This is a genomic window from Lysinibacillus sp. PWR01, from assembly GCF_043359455.1.
GTDB lineage: Bacteria > Bacillota > Bacilli > Bacillales_A > Planococcaceae > Lysinibacillus > Lysinibacillus fusiformis_F.
In genome coordinates this window covers 40,111-65,847 of the sequence record NZ_JBHERJ010000033.1, presented here as the reverse complement: position 1 = coordinate 65,847, position 25,737 = coordinate 40,111, and the positions used below count along the sequence as shown (strand labels likewise).

The 25,737-nt window shown below is 34.8% G+C and carries 28 protein-coding genes and 1 other annotated feature; of the genes, 24 read left to right on the top strand and 4 right to left on the bottom strand.

Annotation, left to right across the window (positions count from 1 at the left end; translation table 11 throughout):
- Nucleotides 1–45: 45 nt before the first annotated feature.
- The 13 genes from ACEVFT_RS04730 to ACEVFT_RS04670 all read left to right on the top strand — a co-directional run bounded on the left by ACEVFT_RS04730 (nucleotide 46) and on the right by ACEVFT_RS04670 (nucleotide 13,263).
- Entirely contained in the window at nucleotides 46–633 is a 588-nt protein-coding gene (locus tag ACEVFT_RS04730; RefSeq protein ID WP_393948411.1) for a hypothetical protein, read from the top strand.
- 196 nt (nucleotides 634–829) lie between these two features.
- Nucleotides 830–1,141 carry a hypothetical protein gene (locus tag ACEVFT_RS04725; protein ID WP_393948409.1) on the top strand — a complete coding sequence of 104 codons (312 nt, stop codon included), beginning with the start codon at nucleotides 830–832 and terminating at the stop codon, nucleotides 1,139–1,141.
- A gap of 274 nt (nucleotides 1,142–1,415) precedes the next feature.
- Nucleotides 1,416–1,667, top strand: a binding site (T-box leader).
- An 80-nt stretch (nucleotides 1,668–1,747) separates the two neighbouring features.
- A complete protein-coding gene (locus tag ACEVFT_RS04720; protein WP_393948407.1) occupies nucleotides 1,748–3,109 on the top strand; it encodes an amino acid permease in 1,362 nt (453 codons plus the stop codon).
- A 297-nt stretch (nucleotides 3,110–3,406) separates the two neighbouring features.
- A complete protein-coding gene (locus tag ACEVFT_RS04715; RefSeq protein WP_393948404.1) occupies nucleotides 3,407–3,904 on the top strand; it encodes a GNAT family N-acetyltransferase in 498 nt (165 codons plus the stop codon).
- Between the two features lie 323 nt (nucleotides 3,905–4,227).
- On the top strand, nucleotides 4,228–5,187 hold the full coding sequence (locus ACEVFT_RS04710; RefSeq protein ID WP_393948401.1) for a phosphotransferase enzyme family protein: 960 nt from the start codon (nucleotides 4,228–4,230) through the stop codon (nucleotides 5,185–5,187).
- 212 nt (nucleotides 5,188–5,399) lie between these two features.
- Nucleotides 5,400–5,672, top strand: a complete 273-nt coding sequence (locus ACEVFT_RS04705; RefSeq protein ID WP_393948399.1) for a hypothetical protein — start codon at nucleotides 5,400–5,402, stop codon at nucleotides 5,670–5,672.
- A gap of 1 nt (nucleotide 5,673) precedes the next feature.
- A complete protein-coding gene (locus tag ACEVFT_RS04700; protein ID WP_393948476.1) occupies nucleotides 5,674–5,874 on the top strand; it encodes a GNAT family N-acetyltransferase in 201 nt (66 codons plus the stop codon).
- 352 nt (nucleotides 5,875–6,226) lie between these two features.
- Complete coding sequence (locus ACEVFT_RS04695) at nucleotides 6,227–6,457, top strand: hypothetical protein (protein ID WP_393948397.1); 231 nt, start codon at nucleotides 6,227–6,229, stop codon at nucleotides 6,455–6,457.
- A 605-nt stretch (nucleotides 6,458–7,062) separates the two neighbouring features.
- A complete protein-coding gene (locus ACEVFT_RS04690) occupies nucleotides 7,063–8,061 on the top strand; it encodes an ABC transporter substrate-binding protein (RefSeq protein ID WP_393948395.1) in 999 nt (332 codons plus the stop codon).
- 575 nt (nucleotides 8,062–8,636) lie between these two features.
- Entirely contained in the window at nucleotides 8,637–10,226 is a 1,590-nt protein-coding gene (locus tag ACEVFT_RS04685; RefSeq protein ID WP_393948393.1) for a helix-turn-helix domain-containing protein, read from the top strand.
- 728 nt (nucleotides 10,227–10,954) lie between these two features.
- Nucleotides 10,955–11,641 carry a DUF421 domain-containing protein gene (locus ACEVFT_RS04680; RefSeq protein ID WP_393948390.1) on the top strand — a complete coding sequence of 229 codons (687 nt, stop codon included), beginning with the start codon at nucleotides 10,955–10,957 and terminating at the stop codon, nucleotides 11,639–11,641.
- Between the two features lie 157 nt (nucleotides 11,642–11,798).
- The gene (locus tag ACEVFT_RS04675) at nucleotides 11,799–12,596 is read left to right on the top strand and encodes a MerR family transcriptional regulator (protein WP_393948388.1); all 798 of its coding nucleotides are present in this window, start codon (nucleotides 11,799–11,801) and stop codon (nucleotides 12,594–12,596) included.
- A gap of 22 nt (nucleotides 12,597–12,618) precedes the next feature.
- Nucleotides 12,619–13,263 (top strand): DUF1295 domain-containing protein, encoded by a 645-nt coding sequence (locus ACEVFT_RS04670; protein WP_393948386.1) that lies wholly within the window; start codon nucleotides 12,619–12,621, stop codon nucleotides 13,261–13,263.
- Nucleotides 13,264–13,731: 468 nt separating this feature from the next.
- Here ACEVFT_RS04670 and ACEVFT_RS04665 read toward each other — a convergent pair whose 3' ends face one another.
- Entirely contained in the window at nucleotides 13,732–13,884 is a 153-nt protein-coding gene (locus tag ACEVFT_RS04665) for a YjcZ family sporulation protein (protein ID WP_081937001.1), read from the bottom strand.
- A 345-nt stretch (nucleotides 13,885–14,229) separates the two neighbouring features.
- Entirely contained in the window at nucleotides 14,230–14,676 is a 447-nt protein-coding gene (locus ACEVFT_RS04660) for a helix-turn-helix domain-containing protein (RefSeq protein ID WP_393948384.1), read from the bottom strand.
- Nucleotides 14,677–15,065: 389 nt separating this feature from the next.
- On the opposite strand from ACEVFT_RS04660, the gene ACEVFT_RS04655 reads away from it, so the two are divergent.
- The 7 genes from ACEVFT_RS04655 (at nucleotide 15,066) to ACEVFT_RS04625 (ending at nucleotide 21,392) form a co-directional block, all read left to right on the top strand.
- Nucleotides 15,066–15,527 carry a GNAT family N-acetyltransferase gene (locus ACEVFT_RS04655; protein ID WP_393948382.1) on the top strand — a complete coding sequence of 154 codons (462 nt, stop codon included), beginning with the start codon at nucleotides 15,066–15,068 and terminating at the stop codon, nucleotides 15,525–15,527.
- 160 nt (nucleotides 15,528–15,687) lie between these two features.
- Complete coding sequence (locus ACEVFT_RS04650; RefSeq protein ID WP_393948380.1) at nucleotides 15,688–16,185, top strand: hypothetical protein; 498 nt, start codon at nucleotides 15,688–15,690, stop codon at nucleotides 16,183–16,185.
- A gap of 301 nt (nucleotides 16,186–16,486) precedes the next feature.
- Nucleotides 16,487–16,984: an RNA polymerase sigma factor gene (locus ACEVFT_RS04645; RefSeq protein ID WP_342534460.1), complete on the top strand. Its 498-nt coding sequence runs from the start codon at nucleotides 16,487–16,489 to the stop codon at nucleotides 16,982–16,984.
- Nucleotides 16,971–18,086, top strand: coding sequence for a hypothetical protein (locus ACEVFT_RS04640; RefSeq protein ID WP_393948378.1), 1,116 nt, complete (start codon nucleotides 16,971–16,973; stop codon nucleotides 18,084–18,086). The genes ACEVFT_RS04645 and ACEVFT_RS04640 overlap by 14 nt, the downstream gene beginning before the upstream one ends.
- A 287-nt stretch (nucleotides 18,087–18,373) precedes the next feature.
- The gene (locus ACEVFT_RS04635) at nucleotides 18,374–19,198 is read left to right on the top strand and encodes a copper amine oxidase N-terminal domain-containing protein (protein WP_393948375.1); all 825 of its coding nucleotides are present in this window, start codon (nucleotides 18,374–18,376) and stop codon (nucleotides 19,196–19,198) included.
- A gap of 111 nt (nucleotides 19,199–19,309) precedes the next feature.
- Nucleotides 19,310–19,618 (top strand): hypothetical protein, encoded by a 309-nt coding sequence (locus ACEVFT_RS04630; protein WP_243456130.1) that lies wholly within the window; start codon nucleotides 19,310–19,312, stop codon nucleotides 19,616–19,618.
- Between the two features lie 673 nt (nucleotides 19,619–20,291).
- The gene (locus tag ACEVFT_RS04625) at nucleotides 20,292–21,392 is read left to right on the top strand and encodes an alpha/beta hydrolase (RefSeq protein WP_393948373.1); all 1,101 of its coding nucleotides are present in this window, start codon (nucleotides 20,292–20,294) and stop codon (nucleotides 21,390–21,392) included.
- A gap of 395 nt (nucleotides 21,393–21,787) precedes the next feature.
- On the opposite strand, the gene ACEVFT_RS04620 is transcribed toward ACEVFT_RS04625, so the two are convergent.
- Both ACEVFT_RS04620 and ACEVFT_RS04615 read right to left on the bottom strand, forming a co-directional pair.
- Nucleotides 21,788–22,087 (bottom strand): hypothetical protein, encoded by a 300-nt coding sequence (locus tag ACEVFT_RS04620; protein ID WP_393948371.1) that lies wholly within the window; start codon nucleotides 22,085–22,087, stop codon nucleotides 21,788–21,790.
- 33 nt (nucleotides 22,088–22,120) lie between these two features.
- On the bottom strand, nucleotides 22,121–22,612 hold the full coding sequence (locus ACEVFT_RS04615; RefSeq protein ID WP_393948369.1) for an RNA-binding protein: 492 nt from the start codon (nucleotides 22,610–22,612) through the stop codon (nucleotides 22,121–22,123).
- A 389-nt stretch (nucleotides 22,613–23,001) separates the two neighbouring features.
- Here ACEVFT_RS04615 and ACEVFT_RS04610 point away from each other — a divergent pair, with 389 nt between their 5' ends.
- The 4 genes from ACEVFT_RS04610 to ACEVFT_RS04595 all read left to right on the top strand — a co-directional run bounded on the left by ACEVFT_RS04610 (nucleotide 23,002) and on the right by ACEVFT_RS04595 (nucleotide 25,725).
- Nucleotides 23,002–23,175 (top strand): hypothetical protein, encoded by a 174-nt coding sequence (locus ACEVFT_RS04610; protein ID WP_393948367.1) that lies wholly within the window; start codon nucleotides 23,002–23,004, stop codon nucleotides 23,173–23,175.
- 39 nt (nucleotides 23,176–23,214) lie between these two features.
- Nucleotides 23,215–23,349: a hypothetical protein gene (locus ACEVFT_RS04605; RefSeq protein WP_342534464.1), complete on the top strand. Its 135-nt coding sequence runs from the start codon at nucleotides 23,215–23,217 to the stop codon at nucleotides 23,347–23,349.
- Between the two features lie 219 nt (nucleotides 23,350–23,568).
- Nucleotides 23,569–24,330, top strand: coding sequence for a response regulator transcription factor (locus ACEVFT_RS04600; protein ID WP_393948365.1), 762 nt, complete (start codon nucleotides 23,569–23,571; stop codon nucleotides 24,328–24,330).
- Between the two features lie 3 nt (nucleotides 24,331–24,333).
- Nucleotides 24,334–25,725, top strand: a complete 1,392-nt coding sequence (locus ACEVFT_RS04595; RefSeq protein WP_393948363.1) for a sensor histidine kinase — start codon at nucleotides 24,334–24,336, stop codon at nucleotides 25,723–25,725.
- Nucleotides 25,726–25,737: the final 12 nt, after the last annotated feature.

Genomic DNA, 25,737 nt, shown 5'->3' with positions numbered 1-25,737 from the left:
ACACTGTTAAAATAAGATTTATTACAAAATTTAGGAGGTGTTTACTTGCATACAAATTACGCTCTATATAATATTGTTCCTTTAGGATTTTTAGTTTTGTTGTTATATATTTTTATCGATGTATTTCTTGATTACTTTAGAAAAGAAAGCAAGCGTAATCAAAGACGAGTTATCCTATACAGCTTTATCTTTTATTTAATATGCTTAATTCAAATAAAAGTAGGGGGATTAACACTTATACCTCAAAATCCAGCAGACAATAGTAGAAGTTTTATTACAGCTAATGACTGGTTTGGAATTTTTGATGCGATCCACTTCAATATTTATTTATGGAGCTATTCAGCTATATTTTATCATTTTTTATTATTACTCCCTTTAGGTATATTTTTATTCGTTCTTTCCAATTTAAAAAATGTAAAGAAAGCCGTTTTTATAGTGATATTGTGTTGTTTATGTATTGAGTTTTTACGTCTCCTATTGGGGTCGTTTAATTTAACTACAAGAAACCTTGGTCCTGTAGATGCTATCTACTTGTTATTTAATATGCTAGGTGGAGTATTTGGGTTATTAATAGTGAAATTTTCTCTAAAAAATATCTCCATCAATAAATATGCACGTGAAGCTAAAATATAAAATTTATAATGGCAGTTTTAATAGAATCATAATCTTCTGCAATCGGGCGCGTTTATTTTCGAACGCGTCTTTTTCTTTTAAAGGGCGATATTGTATATAGGCTAAATACAGTTAGTGTTTATAATTGAAACCTTTCCCACAATTTACCGTTAAGTATTGTTAAACAACAATACAAAAATAGAAAGAGGGATTCGATATGATTGGTTGGCTTAATATTGGCAGTCTCTTACTTGGACTAATCGCTTGGATACTGCCAATTATTTATCTCATGGGAAATAAAAAACATGAACATAATAATTGGGGCATCCTTTCCGTTCTCAGCATCAGTGCCTGTGCTATTTCAATTAGTTTTCAGATTTTCTATAATTATCATTTAGTAAAAGTTGAGGATTGGACGGCACTAATGGACACCACACGTGCAGTAGTGATCGCCACAGCCGTCCTTCTCATTTTTACATTGCTATTAAATGGACTTACTTTTATTGTATATCGACAGAGCAAAAAGTAGGATAGTAGTTTCCTGTTCCTGATTGAAATATATTTTAGGTTTTAAGAGGGTGTAATGAAGCGAACGGCGACTTTCGGGTCTTTTAATATTTAACAATCGGGCGCTTTATTTAGCGAAAATCTACTCTTTCTCGTGAGATTGCTAAAAGAATCAACCACGCTATAGTAAAATATCATAGGAAATGTAAGCGGGTTAGGAAGAAATTTTGGGAATTATATTGACAAAATAATTTTTTTCTGTAAAATGAGAAACAATTCAAAAATATTTGTATAGAACAAAGGCTATGAAAAGAAATAGTATCAATTATTTTTACGAACAGAAAGTTACCGGTTGATGAGAGGTGCATGTAAAACGATTGAGAATTCATCTTGGAGCTGTGTACCGAAAAGATCATGCTAAGTAGGCTACAACGGTAAGCATCCGTAATCATGTGCGAGAGTATCGTCAAATGACCGTACTTCTTAAGGTAAGTAATGTGAATTGCTTATAAATTAAAGGTGGTAACACGAGTTGAATCGTCCTTTTGGTTAATCCAAAAGGGCGTTTTTTTTATTCCTTTTTTGAGCAAATTATTTGAAAATCTAAACGTAGTAGGAGTTAGACATTATGAAAGACAATCATCAAGATTCACAGCTAAAGCGCGGATTAAGTACGCGTCACATGCAATTAATTGCACTTGGCGGATCCATTGGGGTCGGTTTATTTTATGGCTCTAGTTCAACCATTCAAATGGCTGGGCCATCTATTTTACTAGGTTATTTAATTGGCGGATTAGTTATTTTCACCATTATGCGTGCATTAGGTGAAATGGCAGTAGAGGAACCTGTGTCAGGCTCGTTCAGTACGTACGCGAATAAATATTTAGGACGTTTTGCTGGGTTCTTATCTGGTTGGACGTATTGGTTCATGTGGATTGTCGTGGGCATGGCAGAATTAACAGTTGTCGGTGTATACATTAACTACTGGTTCCCCGATATTCCACAATGGGTAACTGCCCTTGTCGTACTTATCATGATGATGCTTGTAAACTTAGCAAATGTAAAAGCTTACGGGGAATTCGAATTCTGGTTTGCGATGATTAAAGTGGTTGCGATTATCGGTATGATCGTTCTAGGATTAGGCATTATTTTCTTCGGTATTGGCAACCACGGTGAAGCAATGGGCTTCGATAATTTATGGGCACACGGTGGCTTCATGCCAAATGGTTTCCATGGTATTTTAATGTCACTAGTATTGGTTATGTTCTCATTTGGTGGGGTTGAATTAGTTGGTATTTCTGCAGGAGAAGCAAAGAATCCTAGCAAGTCCATTCCTTCAGCTATTAACAACATCGTTTGGCGTATTTTAATTTTCTACATTGGTGCATTAGGCGTTATGATGGTGATTTATCCTTGGAACGAAGTTGGTTCAGAAGGTAGCCCGTTCGTTCAAATTTTCGATTACGTCGGCATCCCTGCAGCGGCTCACATTATTAACTTTGTTGTCATTACAGCAGCAATGTCTGCATTTAATAGTGGTTTATACGGTTCAGGACGTATGCTACACAACTTATCGGTACAAAAAGATGGTCCAAAATATTTTAAAACAGTAAGCAAAAACGGTAGTCCGCGTAGAGGGATTTTATTTTCTTCAGCGGTGTTATTAATGGCAGTTGTCTTAAACTATGTAGTACCTGAAAAAGTGTTCATCTATATTTCTGCTGTTGCGACGGTTGCAGTTATTACAAGCTGGATGATTATTTTATTAGCCCAATTGAAATTTAGAAAGGCAAAAACGAAAGAGGAAGTAGCCCAACTGAGATTCAAAATTCCGCTTTATCCACTTTCTACGTATATGGCCATTGCATTCTTATTAATGGTGATTGTGTTAATGGCGTTTATTCCAGATATGCGTGTTGCCCTATATGTCGCACCCGTTTGGTTTTTCATCTTATTTATTGGATACAAAGTAATAAATGTTAAAAAGTAGTCATTTAATCGATACTTCTTCAGCTATATGTTAAAAAATCCTTTTGATTAACTCAATTGGTTATACCTTTCTCAAGATTAATAATTTTTCTACACTTGTAAATGGTAATACTGCTCCCAAATGAAGTTTAGTTATGCCGTTAAAGGATTCTATTTCCATTCAATTTGCGGCACAAGGATTAGAACTCAGTTTACATTGATGAAAATTTTCTATATAATTTTTGTAAATTATGGGAATTCCATTCGGGGTGTTTTTGGACATATGTGGAAGTGGTTGTCTTAGGAGAGGGGATAAAAAATGATTGAATTACGAAAAATAACTGGAGATAATATAGAGGAAGTAATAGCACTTGAAGTTGGAGAAAACCAGAAAGACTTTATCGAAACGACGAACCTTAGAAGCTTTGCAGACGCTCATGCGTTGAACGCCGACGGTATACCAGCGACTCCCTTGGCCATTTATGTCGATGAAGTTGCGGTTGGATTTTTGATGTATATTTATGATACGTTGGATCATGAATCATTTGAAAATGAAGTCTTTTACGGGAAAAAGAGCTATTTTATTTGGCATATTATGATCGATAAGCGTCACCAGGGGAAAGGGTACGGCAAACTTTCTTTTGAAAAAATGCTGATGGATATTGAAACGATGCCAAATGGAGAAGCAGAATATATAACCCTCTTTTATCGAACAAGTAATGTCATAGCAAAAACATTATACGCTTCATTTGGTTTCGTAGATACAGGAATCATTCAGGACAATTCAATGTTGGCAATTAAAAAGATAGGAAAATAACAAAATCCTTAGTAGAATAGGATTTCTCTGAAAGAAATGTAAGCTATCAACGTCTCAGCCTACAAATATCCACAAGTAAAAACCGATTTTGTTAACGCTGTCTTAGTAAAAATATAATATTTATACCGCATTCAGGCACTTTCTGTAAAAAGGAAAGTGTCTTTTTTCGTGAATTTGAAGGTCTCTAATAGTGAGCATACGTCTAACAAGGCATGTCCTTTATTTATTCGGCTATAAAAACGTAAAAATTGGATAATTTATGATATAGTTTACATATCATCTGTAACTCGTTAATTAACTTATTTAGACGGGAGATCGCTGTTATGGAACAAAAAATACTAGAATTGCTTAATGACATATATCCAGTGGATTTTATTAAGGTGGAAGCAGTAACAAATGAAATGTTTCGGTGTTCCGCAAAACAAGGTGAATACTTTGCAAGAATGACAAACTACAAAGGTTATGATGAGCAATTAGAAGAGGTTACCTATACAAACTACCTACATAAAGAAGGGCTAGGTGTATCACCTGCAATCGTTTCAATCAATGGTAAAGAGGTAGAAAAGATAGCCTTTAATCACAAGGAAGTATTAACGGTTCTTTATGAATCTGCTGCAGGTAAACACTTACCAAGAAACCAATGGCAGGCAAATGTTTTAAAAGAGTTAGGCAGGCAAATTGGTAAATTACATCGCCTCTCTAGAAAATTTGAAGAGATACATCCGACTAGACATATCAAGGATTGGTATCAAAATGAGGAATATGCTTTCCTGAAATATATTCCTGAGGAAGAGACTACGATTAGAGCTGTTGCACAAGAAATTTTAACAAAGATTAAAAGCATGCCAAAAGACAAGTCCAATTATGGATTGTTACACGGTGACCTGTGGTTAGAGAATATATTGGTAGATCGTGATGTAAAACTGTCAATGGTTGATTTTCAAGATTGTGAGAAGAATTTTTATATCTTTGATTTAGCTGTTCCCATATATAGTGCGATAGAGTATTCATTTGTCGGTGGTGGGAACATCATTGAATATGGCAGAGGTATTACAAAAGCAATCATCGAGGGATACCAAGAGGAAAACGATCTCCCGAAGGAAATGTTAGAAAAACTGCCCTTATTTATAAAACTAAAAGAAGTCTTTGAGTACAGCTTAATGCATATGTACTGGAATAAAGAAAGGTTAACGGAAGAACAGATAAGAATAATGAACCATTTTAGAATGAGAATCGAAAAAGATCATTCTTTCCTAGACACAAACGGTTTGTTTTTTGGTTAACCTTATATTACGATCGGGCGCAACTCTTAAAAAGATACGTGCTCCTTTTCATTTAAGGGTCAGATTGTTGAGTCAAGCAAATACATATTACATTTGCGTTTTTATCTTAACATGAGTTTTCTTTATTGAGGAATCGCTTTATTAGAGTAGCGCAGTTTAGTTCATGATTTACGTTACATTATCGAAAAGTCAAACAAATCGAGGAGACAATAATGGATGAGATTTTATTAAGAAGAATGTCTAAAGATGAATTTGAGAGTTACTTCCAAAATAAGATTGAAAGATATTCGGATGTATTATCTGAAAATATACATGAACAGGGAGATGACCCTTCTACCAAAGCACTTAAACAATTAAAAGGTTTACTCCCTAATGGAATTAAAACGCCTAACCATCACCTTTTTAATATCCAAAGAGGAGATAAGGTAATAGGCTTTGTTTGGTTGAAAATGGAGGAAGAGAAAAAAAAGTGCTTTTCTCTATGAAATCTATATTTTTGAAAATTTCAGAGGTAAAGGCTTTGGAACAGAAACTATGAATTGTATAGAGAATTTCTTAATCCAAAAAGAAATCTATTATTTTAAACTTCATGTTTTCGGTAGTAACACAGGAGCACGTAAACTGTATGAAGAGCTTGGATTTGAAATTGCTGGAATTAATATGCTGAAGCCATTATCTAAAAAGTAAGGATAGCATGTTCAACTAACAGGGAGCTTTAGTGAAAGAAAAAGTAGATTTCAATTGAGAATCGGCTTTTTTATATATTAGGAAATTATAACAATTCTATTAACTTAAGTAACAGTCCTTATTCAGCAATCGGGTCCTATTGTTGAATAAGGTTCTTTTGGAAAAGCTTTTCAAATAAAGCTTTTGGCACTTTAAGTTTCAGTATTTTAATAGGTGATTATGTATTATTTTCACAGGGTATTTTATATACTAAAACGCACTTGAATTAACACAAGGGTTATTGTTATCTTTGTAGCATCTAATTACTATAATAAATTGCGGTGAAATTCAATGTTATAAAGGGAGTGTAAAGATGGACCTATTACTTTGGCTAACTATTGGTTTCATAATAATTGGATTTGTTGTGCTCATTTCTATGAAAAAAGATATGGAAAGTAAGGTTGCTTTTATAAAAGCAAATATGGAAGAAGAGGAAAATTCATCAAAAGCTAAATCTGTAGTTTTGTGGATATGGAGTACCACTGCTTGGGGGATAGCGAGTATGTTTCTTGTTGTTTGGTGTTTTCATCATTACTTGGGATAACTGTTGCTTCAACTGTGCTTAAAAAAACAGGTATTTTTATATGAATAGTCTGAAGTATTACTATACTGTCTATTCTTGAATACTAAATACATTATAAATTCAATTAACGTTTCCAAGTGAAAGTTTGGAAACACACTTAAGGACGCATTTCCCTAATAAGGAATGCGTCTATTTGCATTCAAGGGCCATTTAATTAAATGAGTAAATTGCTTGAATTTGGAACTTTTACCATTCTATATTTAATGTCTATAAATAGACTTTGGAGTGGGGCATCCTTTATAGATTAATAATATGTAAAGTGGATGAGAGCACATATACTACCATATTTTTTTAATCACGATTTGATTACTATAAGGTGTTCGCATCCGTTTTTTAGGGTCAAACTACCGCAAAAAGTCATGACGTCCGTTTGGTTCATGCGTGTTTTTATTGTTTTTCCTTTATACGGAAGTGACGAGTTTGTATAAAGCCAGTCGTAGAGAATGTGTATTGATTATGTAAACCAATTTGGGGTACTATCTACTCAGGCTAAACGATAATGATTATCATTATAAATAATCGAATTGTTTTGCTACTATACATAAATTATGGGAGTGAATTTAATCATGGCAAGATTGATGCTTATGAAAACAGGATGGATATCGCTTATAACTGCAGGAATGATTACGATGTCAGGTTGCGCCTCGACAGGCAATCAAGCTGTGGGGACGACCGATCAGCCTGCAAACGCAACGGCAGTTTCAAGCGAAGGCACGCCTCAGACCGAAACACGTGTCGTAACAGATGGCTTCGGAGAGGTGGAGATTCCGAAAAATCCGAAGCGAGTCTCAGCTCTTTATCGGGAAGATTATTTAGTTGCACTTGGGGTAACGCCCATTGTGCAATACTATAACCCGATGTGGGGCAAACAGGATTATTTGAAACTGGATGTGCCATTGTTTGACGTGACTGGGAACATCGAAGCTTTGCTTGTATCCGAGCCAGACTTGATTATCGGCGCTGGAGAGGTAGATGTTGAACAATACGAGCTCTATTCTAAGGTTGCACCGACGTTCCGCTTGCCGGATGATGTACTTGTGGATACGCGCAAAACTTTGACTTTAATCGCCGATTTGCTTGGACTAAGCGATAAGGCGAAGCAGGTTCTTGCTGATTACGATGCACGTATTGCAGATGTGAAAACGAAGCTGAACGCGGCGATCGGCGATGAGAAGGTTGTTGTTCTGCGAATGAACGTCGTAGACAAATCGATTAATATTTTCGGCATTCATAACACGTTTGTTGGACAAATTTTGTATGAGGATCTTGGACTGAAGGCTCCGGGGTTCGCCGAGGCAATGACGGAGGGCAATATCGTCTTGTCGAAGGAGGTCATTCCTGAACTTGACGCGGACCATATAATTTTACTTCCATCCAATGGGACGTGGGAGGAAGAGAGCAACGCGAAAGCTCTTGAGGAGATGAAGGCAGATCGGTTATGGCAGACCGTTCCTGCATTTAAGAACGGCCATGTATATCCAGTTGAGAGATCCTATTGGCAGACGGGAGCCATTACGGCTAACGAGTTGAAGCTGGACGATTTACTTCGATTACTGGCTCCTTAATACGAGATAGGGTGATTACGTTCCTTGGCATGACTTATCACCATAGTCGGAAATTTAACTGATCCCTTTATAAAGGACAATTTTAAGAAAGGCTAGACACTTTTTTGAAGCTGCCGTCTGTATTTTGCGGCAGCTTTTTCAACTTCCATTGACAATTTTTCCCGCTAAGCTTAATTCACCTTTTGACGAACGTCTTGCATTTGTTTTTCGAATAGCTTGTAAACTTTCAACTCCAGTTATACGAAAAGTGGTACGCCAACGTTTCCTCTGTCTACGCTTTAAACCAATTAATTGACATCTAAACCTGCTGCTTTAAAAATTTCTCTAGGTAATTTACCATTTTCAGTTTTCGCAATAAAATGACGGTTACATTCTTATATATGTAATCACTAGCCTGTAGATTGGAATTGTATTATTCCTGTACTTTTTTAGTAAAGTATTTATTGGACATTTCTACATTAACTTCTTTTTTCTGAATTTAAAAAAGTACAGTTTAAGGTTGATGGGCGGCTCTTTTTGATTTACACTATATTCATTGAGAATGAATATCAATTAAAGGGCGGTTGTTAGTAACAATGGATATTGAACAGTGCAAACAAGCCGAGATAGCCCCATTAGTCCAATATGTTTTGCGATCCATCCGCTTCATCGTTGTGGGCGATCAAGCTGAAATGAATGATTCGGAGGGCAGCAATAGGAACGATAAGGAAAGTTATGAACTCCTCTTTATTATGAGTGGCACGGGACAAGGAAAATGTTATTTACAGGGGCCAGGCAGATATTTCACTATTGATCAAAAGATTTCGAACTGCAGTTACTACCAGGTGCGCTTTGAAACGAGAGGCTATGATGCAGCTTCGGGTTTACTGCCTGATAAGCAAGAGCTTGCCTGCTCACCCTTCGCAAAGACAATGGAACTCCTTAATGAGTTATATGGACTCCGCAGAGCGAGCGACGAGCTCGAGCTGTTCCAACGATTTGTAAAATTCCAAGAGTTGCTGCTCTTTCTATTCCACCAAAATGCACCAGCAATTGAAGAGAAGGGAACGGATACCGAGTATCATGGGATAGAGCTCAGTATACGGCACATTCATCAATATTACCGTGAGCTTCTGACCGTGGAAGAGTTGGCCTCCCTCGCAGGTATTGATCGTTGGAAGTATACCCGTTTGTTCAAAAAAGCTACTGGTCAAGTACCGCTCCAGTACTTGAATGAAGTACGGATTAATCAAGCCAAGAAGTGGCTGGCCAGTGCCGATGACAAGTTGCTCGATATTGCGCTAAATGCAGGTTTCAGCAATGAATATTATTTCAGCCGCCGTTTCAAGCAGACGGTAGGCATATCGCCCGGACAATACCGTCTCAGTCGTAAGGGAAAGCTTAGAGTAGTAGCGCCATATTTGGAGGATTTCATTGTCGCGCTGGAAATGGAGCCTATCGCCCAATATCGGCATGAGAAATGGGGAAAACAAGATTATCTAGGCTTAAACGATATTCCGACATTTGAGGAGAACAGCGACAATCTTGAAGAGCTTTCCTATTATAAACCTGATTTGATATTGCTTGTGGATCGTTACGAACAACAGCAATATGCTCAGTGCCGACGCATATCCAACACGTGCATCCTGCGTGAGCAGACCAATAATTGGCGTACACTGCTACGTACCGTCGCTGATTATTTCGGACGGGCGGAGTTGGCCGATGAAGCTATCGCAAATTATGATTTCAAAGCAAGGAGTGCGAGTCAAACGCTGAGTCATCTTATGAAAGGGCAGAGTGTTGCTTTTTTGCGTATTTCGGCGGACCAAATCATCCAATATACGGAAGGAGGGCAAGCCTTTGTTTCAACAGTTCTTTATGGCGATGTTGGTTTGCGCTCCCACTCCGCAGTAGGTGTAGCTTCAAAAGCGAACAGGCCGGGTATGTTCACTCTCACTGTAGAAGACCTGCGTATGCTAACCGCAGATCACCTGTTCATTACTTTCGATAAATGGCATAGCCAGGAAGAAGGGAAGGAGAGGGAACTGCTCCAGAAGCCAGAGTGGCGCGATCTGCCCGCTGTTAGAAACAACCGTGTTTACGAGGTTGATTTTCTAACATGGATGAATAATGGAATTATTTCCAACAGCAAAAAAATCGATGATATACTGCGATCGTTAGCTTGATTTAATTTTGCTTGCGGGTCTCAACTATTACTGTTAAGGGTTTGAGGATACTAAGGTGGAGATGATGATAAACTTATTTAACAATGCCGAGCTTTTGATTAAATATTATGATTACAAAAGGAGTGTTTCTTTCAGAGGAAGGAATGCTTCTTTTTATTTAAAACCTCTGCTTTAGTTTTAGGAACGAAAATTAATTTCTTCTTTATAACACTATTGATCAATAAAAAGTACTCTATTTGCATGCTATAAAACAACACAAAAGGATCGCAAATAACCATTACCGCTAAAGTCCCGCCAATAGCACCAAAGAAGACTGCTAGTAGTAATAGTATGAACGCAGAAAAATAAAGATTATTCTTTTTTTGTACGCTATAAACGCAATCATATTCGCAATAATGATAAACAAGACCATAAGTATTATGAAAAAACTACCCATTTTTACGCCCTCTTTTAACTTGGACAGCTAGATTTTTTTAATTTACATCTATTTACTTTTTCTCTCTGTACTTTAAAATGAGTAAAAGTTCCATTATAAAACAATTCGCCTATCTAAATAGGATGGACATGGCTAAAGACGACGCAGTGTTACAAAGGCGTATCAAGATTCACGCTATGCTAAGCACAAGTGAAAAATTATTAAAGCCTAGGCACTCCATTAATGTTGAGCCCAGGCTATTTGTGTATTTTCTTAAATAGTTGACCATTCTATTATGGATAGGAGTGAAACAATGAACGATATCAGCTACTTACAAATAGCTAGTGAAACAATTATAACTTTTTTTGTCCTTCTAGCTCTTACACGTCTTTTAGGAAAAAAACAATTAAGTCATTTAACTTTTTTTAACTATGTAACAGGAATAACAATAGGGTCCATGGCTGCAAATATGGTTGTTCTTAGTACAAAAGATTACACAAAGGATCTACTTAGCCTAGTAATTTGGTGTTTACTTACTATAATAATTAGTTATATAAGTCTTAAGTCAGGGAAAATTAGAGTAATCCTTGATGGTCAACCTACAATTATTATAAAACATGGAGAGATAGACAGAAAAGCATTAAAAAGAACAGGTGTTAATATTGATGACCTATCGATGTTGATTAGGCAAAATCAAATCTTTTCAATAACAGAAATTGATTTCGCCATTCTAGAACCGAATGGTAGATTTAGTATTCTCAAAAAGCCAGAATATCAAGGGACACAAAAAAGTGACTTAAACATATATCCTTCGCCACCGACTTATTTACCGATTGAAATAATTACGGATGGAAAATTATTACCTAAAAACTTGTTGGAAGTTGGTAAAAGTAGAGATTGGTTAAAAAATGAATTAAGCAGGGCCAATATAAAAGAGATAGAAGAAGTGTTTTATGCTGAGATTCAATCTGATGGGAGCTTATTTATACAAAAATTCTAAACAAAAGTAACCAGGCGCTCAATGGAGTACCTGGTCATTTTTTTTGAAGCTCAGGCAGCAGCCAGTAAAAAATTAATCGAAGACTAGCTATATTTATTGACCTTCCCCCTACAGGAAACATTATATTTAAAGTAATTTATGAAAGGAGGTGATGATTATGCTTTCAATTGGTGAATTCTCGAAAATATCACATCTTACGTTGAAGACACTTCGATACTATGATGAAATTGAGCTTTTAAAGCCAGCTTCCATAGACAGTCAAAATAACTATCGCTACTATCATCTTTCCCAATTAAAAACGGCTTTATTGATTACGCGATTAAAAAACTATTTATTTTCGCTTGAAGAAATCAAAGTTATTTTAGCAAATTTGGAAGATACGGACTTTTTAAACGCTAAAATGCAAACCAAGCAAGAAAAATTAACAAAACATATAACTGATTATTGTTCGCTATTAAAAAAATTAGAGCTTGATATTCAATGCTTAAATAAAGCGGAACATATCATGGGGTACTTAGATAAAATAGAGATTAAACTTATGAATCACTTGACCTTTCATATATTATCTCAACGAAAACAAATGAATACCGCTGATTTTCTATTACACTTTAATGAATTATTGAGTAGAGCTTTGTTTGCAAATTTAGCACCTATTGCGAAACCACTTGCCATTTTTCATAGCGCAGAATATGTACCAGAAAAATATGATGTAGAAATAGCAATTCCTTTGGCAGAGGCCACAAATGAAACAAAAGTGTTTAACCCCGGTCTTTGCGCAATGGCGACGCTTACTGGTTCTTATGATGAATTACCGTCTATTCATACAAAGCTACATATGTGGATTAAAGAGAATTACTATAATCTGAATGGGGCGCCGTTTGAAGTTTATCAAACGAATCCATATCGTACATCGGAGGAAAATAATATTGTAGAAGTATATTTTCCTATCCAATAAATAGTTGAAGGAGTGTACTACAATGTATGGTATTAACCGGCCAACGATAAAAGAAAAAATCTTGATTGTAGTTGCTGAAATGATCTATCTAGTCATTGCATATTATTTACTTTTCATTACTTATGACAACTCAGGCATTGCACTAGGGCTTTTTATTGCTTTGATTATTACAGCTTTACGATTAACGGCTATGATGTTTATATGGTTGACTAGAGGAATAGCATGGCAAGAAGCTATCATGAACAGTATTGCTTTTGGGATCTATTATTTAGGCTTCCCAATCTTAATGATTACTAGTAATCAAGATCCAAATGTAGTAGTACTTATTTTAGGTTGGGTATTATTTGTAGGAGGAAGTATGCTAAACACCGTTTCGGAGTTGTTAAGAAAGCCTTTTAAAGACAATCCTGCTAATCAAGGAAAGCTATATACAGGAGGGTTATTTAAATATGCGATTCATATTAATTATCTAGGGGATTGCCTCTGGGTATTAGGTTTAGCGCTCATCTCTAACAATATTTATAGTTTACTTATACCACTTGGTCTCATTTTAGTATTTATATTTGGATATATTCCCAAATCCGACGATTATCTACAGAGCAAGTATGGAGAACAATTTACAGTATATAAACTGAAAACAAAAAAGTTAATTCCGTTTATCTGGTAAATCCGAAGCATGCGTTTCAAACAGAGCAAAATCACCCTTTAGCATGGGACAATATTAATATGTACCATTAACGGGTTTTGCTTGTTGCATCTCAAGTTTGGATTTGCTAGTTCTGTCTTACAAAAATAAAAAAGCTGCGGCTTTCAATAAACGCCACAGCCTATAAAAAGTGCGTGCGAGGCACCAATATTAATGTATGTAATGTAATGTTACTTATTACTTTTTAATCATTTCAACTAGGACGTGATGTTCTAAAAATGACCATCCATTGTAAATTAACAGGACCACCTTCTAATTTAGAAAGTGATCAAGATGAAAGAAAAGATTAGGAGATTCTAGTATCTGGGAATAGGATGTTCTAAGTGTTATTTTATGTATCAAAAGTTTTGTGATAGAAGCGTTCAACTCACATAGATGTTCTAGAAATAAGAGCTGCAGCGGTACACACGCTACAGCTCATTGGTTTTATTAACAGTCTTCTTCTCTTTTTAAGAAAGTTGCGCCGACAATAATCAAAAGAATAAATAGCACAACAATTAGGGCAAATGTTGAGCCATTATTAGATCCGCCGCCATAATAGCCACCATTTTCTATGCCACCTACATTTCCACAGTATCCCATAATATATCCCTCCTTTCTACAATACATAGTATGTTAGCTGTAGACAAGGATTGAGGTGTTAACCTATCAATTATAGGGCTAAATAAAGTATATTTTTGTTAGACGAGACAATAAAAAAAGCCATTTGGGATAGGAGCGATCACTAGATATATAATGAGGGTATGTGTGATCAGGTTAGCTTTACCTTACTATTAATAAATGTGATAACTAATCATGAAAATAGGTAAGGTATTTCAGAAACTGCCGGAGCAAATTTGAAGAAGATATATACTGAAAAAAAGTCCCTTCAGATAGTTTGAAGGGACTTTCCTATGTAACTAGTGTATAAATCTAAATCCAGAATGATTATTTGTATTTTTTGGCTAGAGATTCGCTGCCAATTGCTCCAATGATCGTCATAAAAAACGGGCCAATCTGAAATAACAGAGAATCCTGTAAGAACACAATGTTTAAATCAAATAACTTATTACCTATTACAATGAATATCTTAGCTAGTATGATTAAGAATCCAATGATTAGAAGAATATCAAAAAACAATTTCCAGCGTGGATAGACTAATTTTTGGCTATCTTTGATGAGTTGCTCTTTCAAAGAATGATCCTCCTTTACTAATTCATCAAGCGTAATATCAAATAGGTCACTTAACTTAATTAACATGTCAAGACTAGGATAACTTTCTCCACGTTCCCATTTTGAAATAGCTTGTCTACTAATAGTAAGTTTTTCTCCAAGCTGTTGTTGTGACATATTATGCTTTTGACGTTCTTCTTTTATTTTTGAAGAAAAATACATATGATCAACTCCTATCCACAGTATATTTAATTGCACTAAAAAACGAAAGAACCACATCGTTGCAAGGGTGTAAACTATTAGTTTCCCCTTGGAAATAGCGTTTATTATTGTTTATAGCCCTTCATTTACCTGTTAATTATAAAGAATAGGAATTTAAGGGCTTTCGGTCAGTGTCTTTTATGGGGGGGTTATTAAATAATAATAATTCTTTTGTTATATTGCTATAAGCAGGATTCCTGTAATAATTGAAAGGCAATCTAGCGTTAGCCGAATAACAATCTTCCACAATTGGGCGTAAAGGGCCATTTTGTGGCAAAATAAATTAAAAGCAAAGGGTGGGTATTTTGAAGATAATTGAGACGGAACGATTATACCTTAGAGAGTTAAAAATGCAGGATCATTACGAATTATCGAAAGTGCTTTCCGACCCAGAGTCTATGCAATATTACCCGCATCCCTTTAACCAAGAAGAGGTTAAAAATTGGATCAAATGGAATGAGAAAAATTATAAGCAATATAATCACGGACTATGGGCGGTTGTTTTAAAAGAAGGGGATACATTTATCGGTGATTGTGGCATAACAATGCAGAACATCGACGGTGTAAGGTTACCTGAAATCGGGTTTCACATTATTAAAGCGTATTGGAAGAAGGGGTATGCCACAGAAGCGGCATCTGCCTGTAAGGAATATGCGTTTAATGTTTTGGGCTATTCTGAAATATTTTCATATACGACCTTAAAAAATATTCCATCACAAAAAGTTGCGAAAAAATCGGGATGGAAAATTATAAGTTTTTTGAGAAGAATGGTGAACAACAAATCGTTCAAGTTGCATACAAATAGCTTATGAATATTTAGTAACTTGTTAGCTATTATTCCAGAAAAGGACGCGTTTATTTAGAAACGTGTCTTTTTCTTTTAAAGAGCCAGATTGTTGAATAACATTCTTTTTGGAAAATTGGATATTTATGCTAAAATTTTGTGGAAGTAATGTTTCAAAGGGGGATTTAATGAAGAAGTATATAAAAGGTTTAGTGCCTTGGATGTATTTGATGTTGTCTTTCTTTGTACTATCTGGCTGTAATGCTCAAAAAGGTGGTAATCATTATTATTTATTATTGATGGGTGAAAGTGAAAGCTGGAATCTAACAGGTTATGAAATGGTTATAACACCAGAAGACGTTAAAGCCGGATTTGGGAATTTAAAGATGAAAAACGTCAATGAGTATATGACAGATTTCTTCCACTTTGAAGCGCATGTGGTTATAGATAATGATGATTCAGTGGTTCATACTAATTCAGCTACTGGTGAGATGAACATAGCAGAATGTACAACTGGTGCTATTGAAGGCCCATACATCAATAAAAATGGTGACTTTGTTACACTTGAAGATATAAATGAGATTTATGTGGTCGTTGAATGGTGGGATATTAGTAAGAACGAAAGTATGAAAGAAAGAATAGATTTATTGAACAAATCTAAAAAAGAACAGTCCTTCTTGAACTAACTAAGGTTATAGTTGAATAACGATCTTCCACAATCGGACGCTTTTCTGAAATAGGAAAGCGTCTTTCTTCATGAAAAGGGGCATTATTTATGGGTAGATATACTATATGTAAGTATAAATGCTGTTGCATCAACTGTTTGTGCTACTTGTATAAATAATTGACCTCGCCAAAAGGTACGAACGTTGATTACACAACCTTCGTGCTTTTTTTGTGTATTCATAAATTTTTATTTGAAAACGTTGAACAATTTTTTAGAAAACGAGCGTCTAAGTAGTAGGATGGAAACGAGGTGAGTTGTTGTTGGAACAAATCGTAGAACAATACGGTGAATATTTATATCATCTAAACTATTTATATATGAAGGATTTTCAGCTTGCAGAGGAAGTTACACAGGACGTCCTAATGAAATATTTATTACATAAAGACGATTTCAGAAAAGATGCTTCATTGAAAACGTATTTAACGCGTATCGCTATTAATTGCTGTCACGATGAACTACGAAAACAAAAGAGAAAATCATTTATTTCAAAACTTTTACCACTAGGCAAAACTGAACCATCAGTGGAACAAACGTATATAGCAACTGAAGAATATACGACTTTAAAGGAAATTGTCTTCGCATTACCACTTCATTATAGGGAAGTCATTGTACTGTTTTATTATGAAGAATTTGATGTTTCTGAAATTGCTAGTTTATTAAATGTCTCACAAAACACCGTTCGTACAAGGATTCGTCGAGCGAGAGAATTGTTGAAAACAAATCAGGAACTGGAGGCACTATTTTATGAAGGATTTTAAAGCCAAGCTAAAAGAAGAATTGCGACAAGATGCTCCATTTACAAATGATATAAAGCAACGCATATTGCAACCGAAACCAATAAAAAGAAAGGTGAACTGGCAGGTCGTCTCGGTATCTATTGCAGCTTGTTTCATTATTGGGTTCATGCTATTCGTTGAATTTTCTCAAAAGAATAGCCTACAAACCGCAAGTCAGCAAAATGTGCTACTACCGATTGTCGATGATGTTTCCTCTTTAGATATAATTGAGCCGAAATATGCCCATCTACTTGGGGAACAATGGATGCTGCATTTTTTGCCAATGATTATCGATAAGGAAGCCCCCATTACGTATGGAGATTATATTGCCTTTTATGGTACGGATGGGCTTGTCGTTTCAACTGTATTAGGATTAGGTAATGATCATGTAACAATGAAGCAAGGGCAAATTTTAGTAGAGGAAACCCCATTAAAAGTTCATGGATTAAATGAGCAAATAAAAAAAGAGGATATCAATGACCCATTGAAGAATCCTTACTTTTTTCATAATTTTGGAACAAGGCCAGCGCCATTCAATGACAAATCGATTTCTGCGAAAGAAAAAGAAATGGTTGTTTATGACAGTGACGAAGGCCACACGATTATGAAAATTAGTGAGGGGCAATTAGTAGGTAAGGTCGTAGGATTCCAAAATTTTGAGCTAACATTTGAATTGACTGAACAGGAGCAGCAAGTTTTTAATGCCTTTAAAACGGATTATAATATTGAAAAGTTAAAAAATATGACACCACAAGCGATTACTAAAATGTTTTTATTGAGTGATATTGAAAAAGATTATGAAACATATGAAGCATTGTTTACAACAAATATGAACGATGAAACAGAAAGTGTTCGAAGATATTATGAGAAAACGAAAATCGTACGTCAGGAGTTGTTTACAAAGGAAATAAATCGTCTTATTATTGCAAACCTCTTTGCAGGGTTAGAAAATGCAGAGTTTGAGCAACAAACAGCTACAACAGGGGTTGTAAAATTTATTTCACTCGAAGGACAAAAAGAGCTAGGTATGGAGAAAAATGCCCAAGGAATTTGGCAGCCATCCTTTAGTAGAGGAATTTATTAGCTTTAATGCAAGGACATCAATTCACGCTAAAATGCTTGCGTTGATGTTCTGCTGATACTGTTTGGTCGCCCTATGAAGCATAAACCTTCCTAATCCAACCCCATGCTCCAATATAGGAGAACCCTTATATAACAATCGGACGCGTCTATTTCAAAACGCGTCTTCTTTTATTGGGTCATGTAGATTGAATAAAGAGCAGAAATGTATGTGGATTTTTATGGTAAAATATTTAGTGAGGTAGAGGATATATGTTTTGGATGAATATTTAAGAAAAGGGGTGTTCAAAGATGAAAAAAGTATTCTCAGGCATTTTTCTTGCATTGCTTCTCATCATGACTTCGTCACCTACATATGCAGCCGATTTTCACATAAAAGTTGACGGTGTTACGATTGCATCCGATGTGAAGCCAGAAGTTAAAAGTAATCGGACAATGGTTCCTTTACGTGTAATTAGTGAAAATTTGGGGGCAAATGTCACATGGACAGATTCTCAAATCACGCTTACTAAAAACGATCTGCAGGTAATACTGAAACTTAATAGTAATAAAGTGGTGAAAAACGGTAAAACGGAACTGCTTGATGTAAAGCCATACATGAAAAATAATCGTACTTTTGTTCCAATGCGTTTTCTCGCCGAGACATTTGGCAGCCATGTCAATTACAAAAACGGTACAGTAACGATTGAAACAAAGCCATTCTTTATTGATGGTATAAAAGTAAAAGCATTGCAATACGAATATCATATGACATTAGGCGGAGTCGTACAGCAAATCAATGGGAATGGGTATAATGAAGCTATTTATAATACTTTTATAAAAAATAATGAAAGTAAAGTTGAAGCACCTGCTTATAATCCATGGGATTCTCATCCCATTCCAGTAGGGAACTATGATAAAAATGCGCAATATGATTTTTTAGATGAAGAGGGGAACAGTATCAAACGATTTGATATTTACTCTTCAACGGGGGACTTGGGCGGAGTTTTAGTGCATGATACTACTGAAAATTATTGGTATGTCTATAGTGATTCCTCAAGACTAGGCATACTTCAATTAATTGATAACGCCTCGTTGAACGGCTTTGTGACGGTTATAAGTAATACAGTTCCATAAGATAAATAATATTGTTGTGATAACGGGGTGTTGTACTTCAATAAGGAGTAGAATCTAGCCTCGTTTTTTACATACATCATTAAAAGGTAGTAGAAATGAGGTTTGGAAGAATTGAAGAAAGCTGTACTTAGTTTACTTGAAATCATTGTAATCTTATCGATTGGTTTACTTTTCACAACTTCTATTTTAAGACCTATATACGAGAATTTTGGAATTCAATTTACAGGAAACGTATGGGTAAACTGGTTTGGACTCTCTTATATTTTATTCGTCTTATACTCGTTGATTGTTGGTTTGTTTATTTTTCGGGAAAATATTCTCTTTAAACAGCGACGAACATCAGTACTTTTTTGGCTCATTTTTATTGGTTCAAGCTATGTAGTTTTTATCCCTTTTATAAAAGGTGAAAATCCATTCTGATACTTCTATATGGTTCACCAATCCCAATTATTATCGAAATGAAGTATGATTAAAATCAAAAAACTGCATCCATTTAGATGCAGCCTATTTTTTTCTAATCAGTGTTTCACCAAGAGGGATTCCAACCACAACAACCAAAACCGTTAAAATTAACAGGGCTCTAAAAATAAAATAGGCAGCTTGATCAAACATCGTATCTCTCCTTCTTTTTTTACAATACCTACCTCATATTCCGAAAAATTAGTGTGAGTGCTTTTTATAATATAGTTTACGTCATTACAAGGTATGTATGCAGTCCTTTTTAATATTTGTGGTCTTTACTTTAGTAAATGCATTAGAAAATTGAAGATTACAATATTGCATTAATTTCAATAATTCTATACCCGTTATAATAAAGAGTAAACCGATTAATGTCTGCCGTGAATGTAAGTGTCGAGTTGAACCCGACATTAGATGCTGGGGGTTGAATTATCTCCTTGCTTAGCTATTACAGCCTTAGGTGAATAAGAATTTCACTTGCACATTATAACCCTTGTGATTGATACTGACATACCAAAATTCACAAGTAAATATTTCGTTAACTCATATAATAAATAAGTGAGGACCTGGTCTTTTTATGTAGAATTAGATTAAGTAGGAGTCGATAGAAGTCAATTTAATGGAGGTTATGATGATGAGAATAGCGAAGAAAATAGTCAAGTTAGTGGGGATTTTTCTAGCTATACTGACTTTGTTTATAGGGATTGGATACGCTATTCTTGCGATTAATCCGTTAGGGAATAAACCAGGCAAGCCAGTTGCGGATATTGAACGCAAGGTGGAGATTTGGGGAGAAGAAGTGGCAGGGAATCATTCGGGAAGTAAGCTAGATGATATGACTATTAAGGGGAATCCTAATAGATTGCTAGCGACATTCAAATTTTCCACTAGCATTGTGGGGGAAGACTATAAAGATAATGAAGCGGCCATTGATACCTTTACCTATATCCATGAAATTGAAGGGGGCTATGAAAAATCAACCTATGAAGATGAGCCCTATCTGATTCCTTATACGGTAGCGAACAGTGACAGTGCTGTCATTATTATTCCAGGTGGTGGGTATGGCTTTAAGGAAATGGATGGTGGAACAGCAGAAGGAAAGGAAGTCGCTGTATCATTAAATAAGGCAGGTATTAACGCATTCGTTCTCCACTATCGTTCCAATCCCTATGAGTGGCCAATTCCACAACTAGATGTTCAGCGAGCAGTCCGTTATCTACGTTATCATGCCAATGATTATGGTATCCATCCAGATCGAATTGGTTTGATAGGTTTTAGTGCTGGAGGCTATCAAACGGGTAGCTTTATTAACCTCATTCAGGGAGAAAATCTGTTTCCTGCTCGTTATCAGCCTGATGTCATCGATGCAGTTGATGATCAAGTAGCAGCCGCCGCGATGATTTACCCTGCATTGACGTATCGCTATAATGTGCCCATGCTCTTTGCCTCTTTTAATGATGAGGATGTCAGAAATCCAGAAAAGCGTGAGGAGCTCTTGAAGCAGACAGATTTATCTACGCATTTCCGAACAGCACATATTCCTCAGTTTATTGCTTATGGGACAAAGGATTTAGCAATTGAGGTAAAAGGTCCACAGGAATATATTCAATCCGCACGAAACGCAGGTGCGGATGTGACTGTGATTATAGCAGAAGGTCAGAATCATGGCTTTAAGCAACAATACTATATGCGAGCGTATCTTGAATGGGTAAAGAAAATTTTCGATTCTTTATAATATGTCTTTGAAAGTGGTCAAAGATTTTAGTAAGTGCTATTTTATATTGTTTAAAGTAAAATAGTAGTAAGGTATTGCACTATCAACTCAACTAATCTGATTAGTTGAGTCAGACTGTAGACCAAAAGCCCTCGAGAGTGAACTTCTCGAGGGCTTTTGTCTACAGTCTGAGCCTTGCTACACTCTAGCGTGTAGTAAGGCTCTTTAAAGTTGTTTAATTCTTATTGAACTAAAGCACCTGTTTCTTTAAGTGTAATATTTCAAAATCCTTTCTAAAAAAATATCGGTCTATCTTTTTAGATTGAAATATAAAAACTAAACTTTAAAATACTGTGTTACTAAATAGAGGTGTTATAGCTATAAAAATCTTCTTACCTACTTTATTACATCAATTACTAGGGGAATGGAACTACGGTATACTTAAGCCACCCGGTACGTTTTAATGTTCTTATATCTCTAAATTCTCCGTCTTTTCCGACTACAAAAAGAATATTGTTTTCAGGATAATCTTCACCTAAATAAGTTACTGAATTTTGTTCGTAAGATACCACCTGTATATTTAAAAAATACTTCCCTTCACACAACACTTTACTTTCTTTAAAATCGTTTAAAATATCACTGGCTTTCGGGATTGTATTGTTATTTTCGTAAACATTAAACTTATAATGAAAATTAATAACTGACTCATTGTTCAAAGGATACAACGATTCATTTTCATCACTTGTTAGTTACGGTAATAATGAGTTGGTGTCTATTTTTTCTTTCTTTCTAAGGTCATCAATTAGCCCTTTTTTTTGATCTTTTTCAATATTAAAATCAAGATAATAATTTTCTGAAGGTTTATCCATTAAATGGTATTTTTCGATAATCTGATTGGACACCTTGATAAGTTCAGGATGTTGTTGAATATATGCTTCTTTAAATAGTTGTAAATAAACATCGTCACTTTCGTCAGGAATTAATTGATTTGTTTCTTGATTAAAGGCTAATGTGAGATTTACATGATAAGGTTTATAGATTTCTACATAACCATACTTACTCTCACCACGCTCACCATCATTTTTAGCACTTAGTATGTTGTAGTTCTTTATTCCGTAGTTTTCCAAATGATTTTTAACATTCTCTTCTACATATTTTTTGGGGATTTCGCAGCCCATTAACAAAAGGAGCAAAAAAGCAATTAGAATAGCAAGATTTTTTTTGAACAATTTAAAATACATAACCAAAACCTCTCATCAATTTTGATATTATTTCCTGTTAAATTCTCCATTTTATATAGTAACACCTTCTTGCACTAAACTGCACCGTTAGTGGAGGACGGATTTTTAAACAACTATATTATTTTTTAAATGACTTTATTGTAAATTAAACAACTTTATTATCTCTGCACATTATGGGATTAATTCAGAATATATTATTATGAAAACTTTATTGTAGTCATTTTATAATAATACTTGTATAAAACCTCCTTATATCCAATGTTTTATCAAATTAATAATACTTAAAATAAATCGGAAAATGTAAAAATTATAGAAAACTATTGTAACTGTTTATTTTTACCTATATTGTATAATAGAGGTGGGGAATTTAAAAGTATAGGAGGAAGAGAATGTTAAAAAAAGTGTCTATAATTTTAATTCTGGCCCTTATAATTGGGGTAGGTGGCTATTATTATATAATTTTAGATAACAATTATATTGCTTCTAAAGAATTTTATGATTTCCCTATCCCAAAAGATGCAAAACTTGAAAGCGTAAATTTAAAAGAAAAAGGTTATACTTGAGGAAAATCTAATGGAACAGATATACCACTTAGTTATCGTTTGATAATTAAAAAAGCGGGATGGGAACAGGTGGGAATGGATGGTCATCATGTTGTCTATGAAAAGAATGGCAAATTAATTAATCTTACACTTGCTCCAAATTTTTTAGGTATTTTAGAGTTGAAAATTAAGTAAGTTGATTGTCAGAGTCTAAATAAAAATCTCTTAATCAAAAGGCACTTCCATTAAGAAATGGTTTATTTCAGACCATTATAATTACGGGGAGTGCTTTTTTCAATATATGGTGATGATTGAGTTATAAAAATGATAACTCTTCTTCAAGATGGATTATTTCATTCATATCTGTAATATCTAAAACATGTTCTATAATAAATTATATAGTAGAATACTACTATGAGAGTTATAAATGATAAAATAAGCTATAGAAATTTAATTAAAGAGGTGGTTAAATTGCCTTTTAGAAATATTTTAATTGTTGATGACCATATAGAAATTATAGAATTGATGACTGATTTTCTAGAGATGGAAAATTACATAGTTTATAGTGCTAAAAACGCTGAAGATGCAGAAACTCTGTTACGTCAAATGACAATAGATTGTATTATTTTAGACATCATGCTGCCTGGAACTGATGGCTTTACACTTTGCAAGAGAATCCGAAAAGAATCCGAGGTTCCTATTTTATTTTTAAGTGCCAATCATCAAACCGATGCAGATAAAATTAGAGGTCTTATGCTTGGAGCCGATGATTATATTGTCAAAACGGCAAGCCCAAGTGAAATCGTGGCAAGGGTCAAGGCAGTTGAAAGAAGAATAGCTATACATTCTCGGAAAGCTATAGATGTGCAGAGGGTTTTATCTATCGATCAACTTGAATTAAACCTAGACACGAGGTCAGTGAGGGTAGGACAACAAACAGTAGAGCTAACGACTATTGAGTTTGATTTATTATATTATTTTATGGAAAATGTGGGGATTGTGCTAACGTATGAGCAAATTATAGATAGAATATGGAATGACCATGTAACTGGATTTCACAGTGTGCGAGTCCATGTTGCAAAATTAAGAGAGAAGCTAGCTCCTTTCGATACAATTCCCAAGATAAAAACAATAAGATCCGTTGGTTACCAGTTGCATAAGGGAATGAGAGGATAAAAGATGCCAAAGATTAGCTTTAAGGCATTTATTACGTTTAGCCTAATTATTATTGTTTTCACGCCAATCCTTTTAGCAAAAACAGTTACACGCCTAACAGACGTGTATTCATCCAAAGAGAGTCAAATATTCGATTTGGACTTGTGGGTGCAGGACAATATAGTGAATGCAGATAAGACACAGTTCAATAAGGAAGAATGGAAAAGTCAATTAAAAAAGAAAGCCGAAGCAGATAAGCTTGATTTGTTCATTATTTTTGCAGATGATGAATTGCTTTATACTGAAGGAATGAAGGAATCTGAAAATACTCAGCTTCATGAAGAGGGTCAAGCCCTTCCAGGAAATCTCGAAAGAAAATCTAATTTAAATCTAGTTCCATACAATGTTTATTCAGATGATTCGTTCATTGCAACGGTATATATTAGCTATTCTATACCTGCAGATGAACAAATTCAAAGTACGAATTACGACTTTGTCTTTTATATGGGTGCATTTTCTCTAGTATCGATACTCTATATAGTATTTCTGCAAGTAAATTTAATGAAACCATTACGTGCTATTAATAAATCTTCACAACTTATATCGAATGGAACATATAGCATAGATTTGCCAAGTTCCAACATTAAAGAAATGAGCTATACGACTCATGCCTTTATTGAAATGACCAAAAAACTCAAATTATCAAAGGAAACGAACGAAAGACTAGAAGATGAAAGAAAGCTCTTTGTGTCTTCCATTGTTCATGATTTAAGGACTCCCATTTTTTCATTGCGAGGTTATTTGGAAGGCTTAATAAAAGGGATTTTTAAAAATGAACAAAAGAAAACGCAATATTTAGAAATGAGTATGAAACAAGCAAATCACTTGAATGAATTGGTCACGTCTTTGGCTAATTATGCAAATATTGAAGGGAAAATTAAACTCGAAGAAATAACGGAATTTCAAGTTAATGATTTGGTACAGGATTTAAAGCAGATGTTGTTTTATAACCTTTCAGAGAAAAAACTTACGCTAGAAGTAAATAATCGAACAAGTCAGCCCATTGCTGGTGATTATATATTGCTAAAAAGAGCATTTGAAAATGTACTTATTAATTGTATTCGCCATAGTCCACCAACAGAGAAAATAGAAGTATTCATTAGAGAAAGAGATAGTTTTATAGAAACAATTATTTTAGATAATGGAAAGGGGTTTGTAGAAAAGGATCTTACATACATATTTAAACCTTTATATAAAGGAAATGAAGAAAAGTTTAGTGCTGATCAAAGAATGGGATTAGGTTTAACTATTGCACAGGTTATTGTTCAGAAGCATAGTGGCATAATTCAAGCCGCAAATGATGAGGAAAAAGGGGCAAAGATTGTTATAAAGATACCTAAAAATATCATCGAATAATAGGATTAGAAA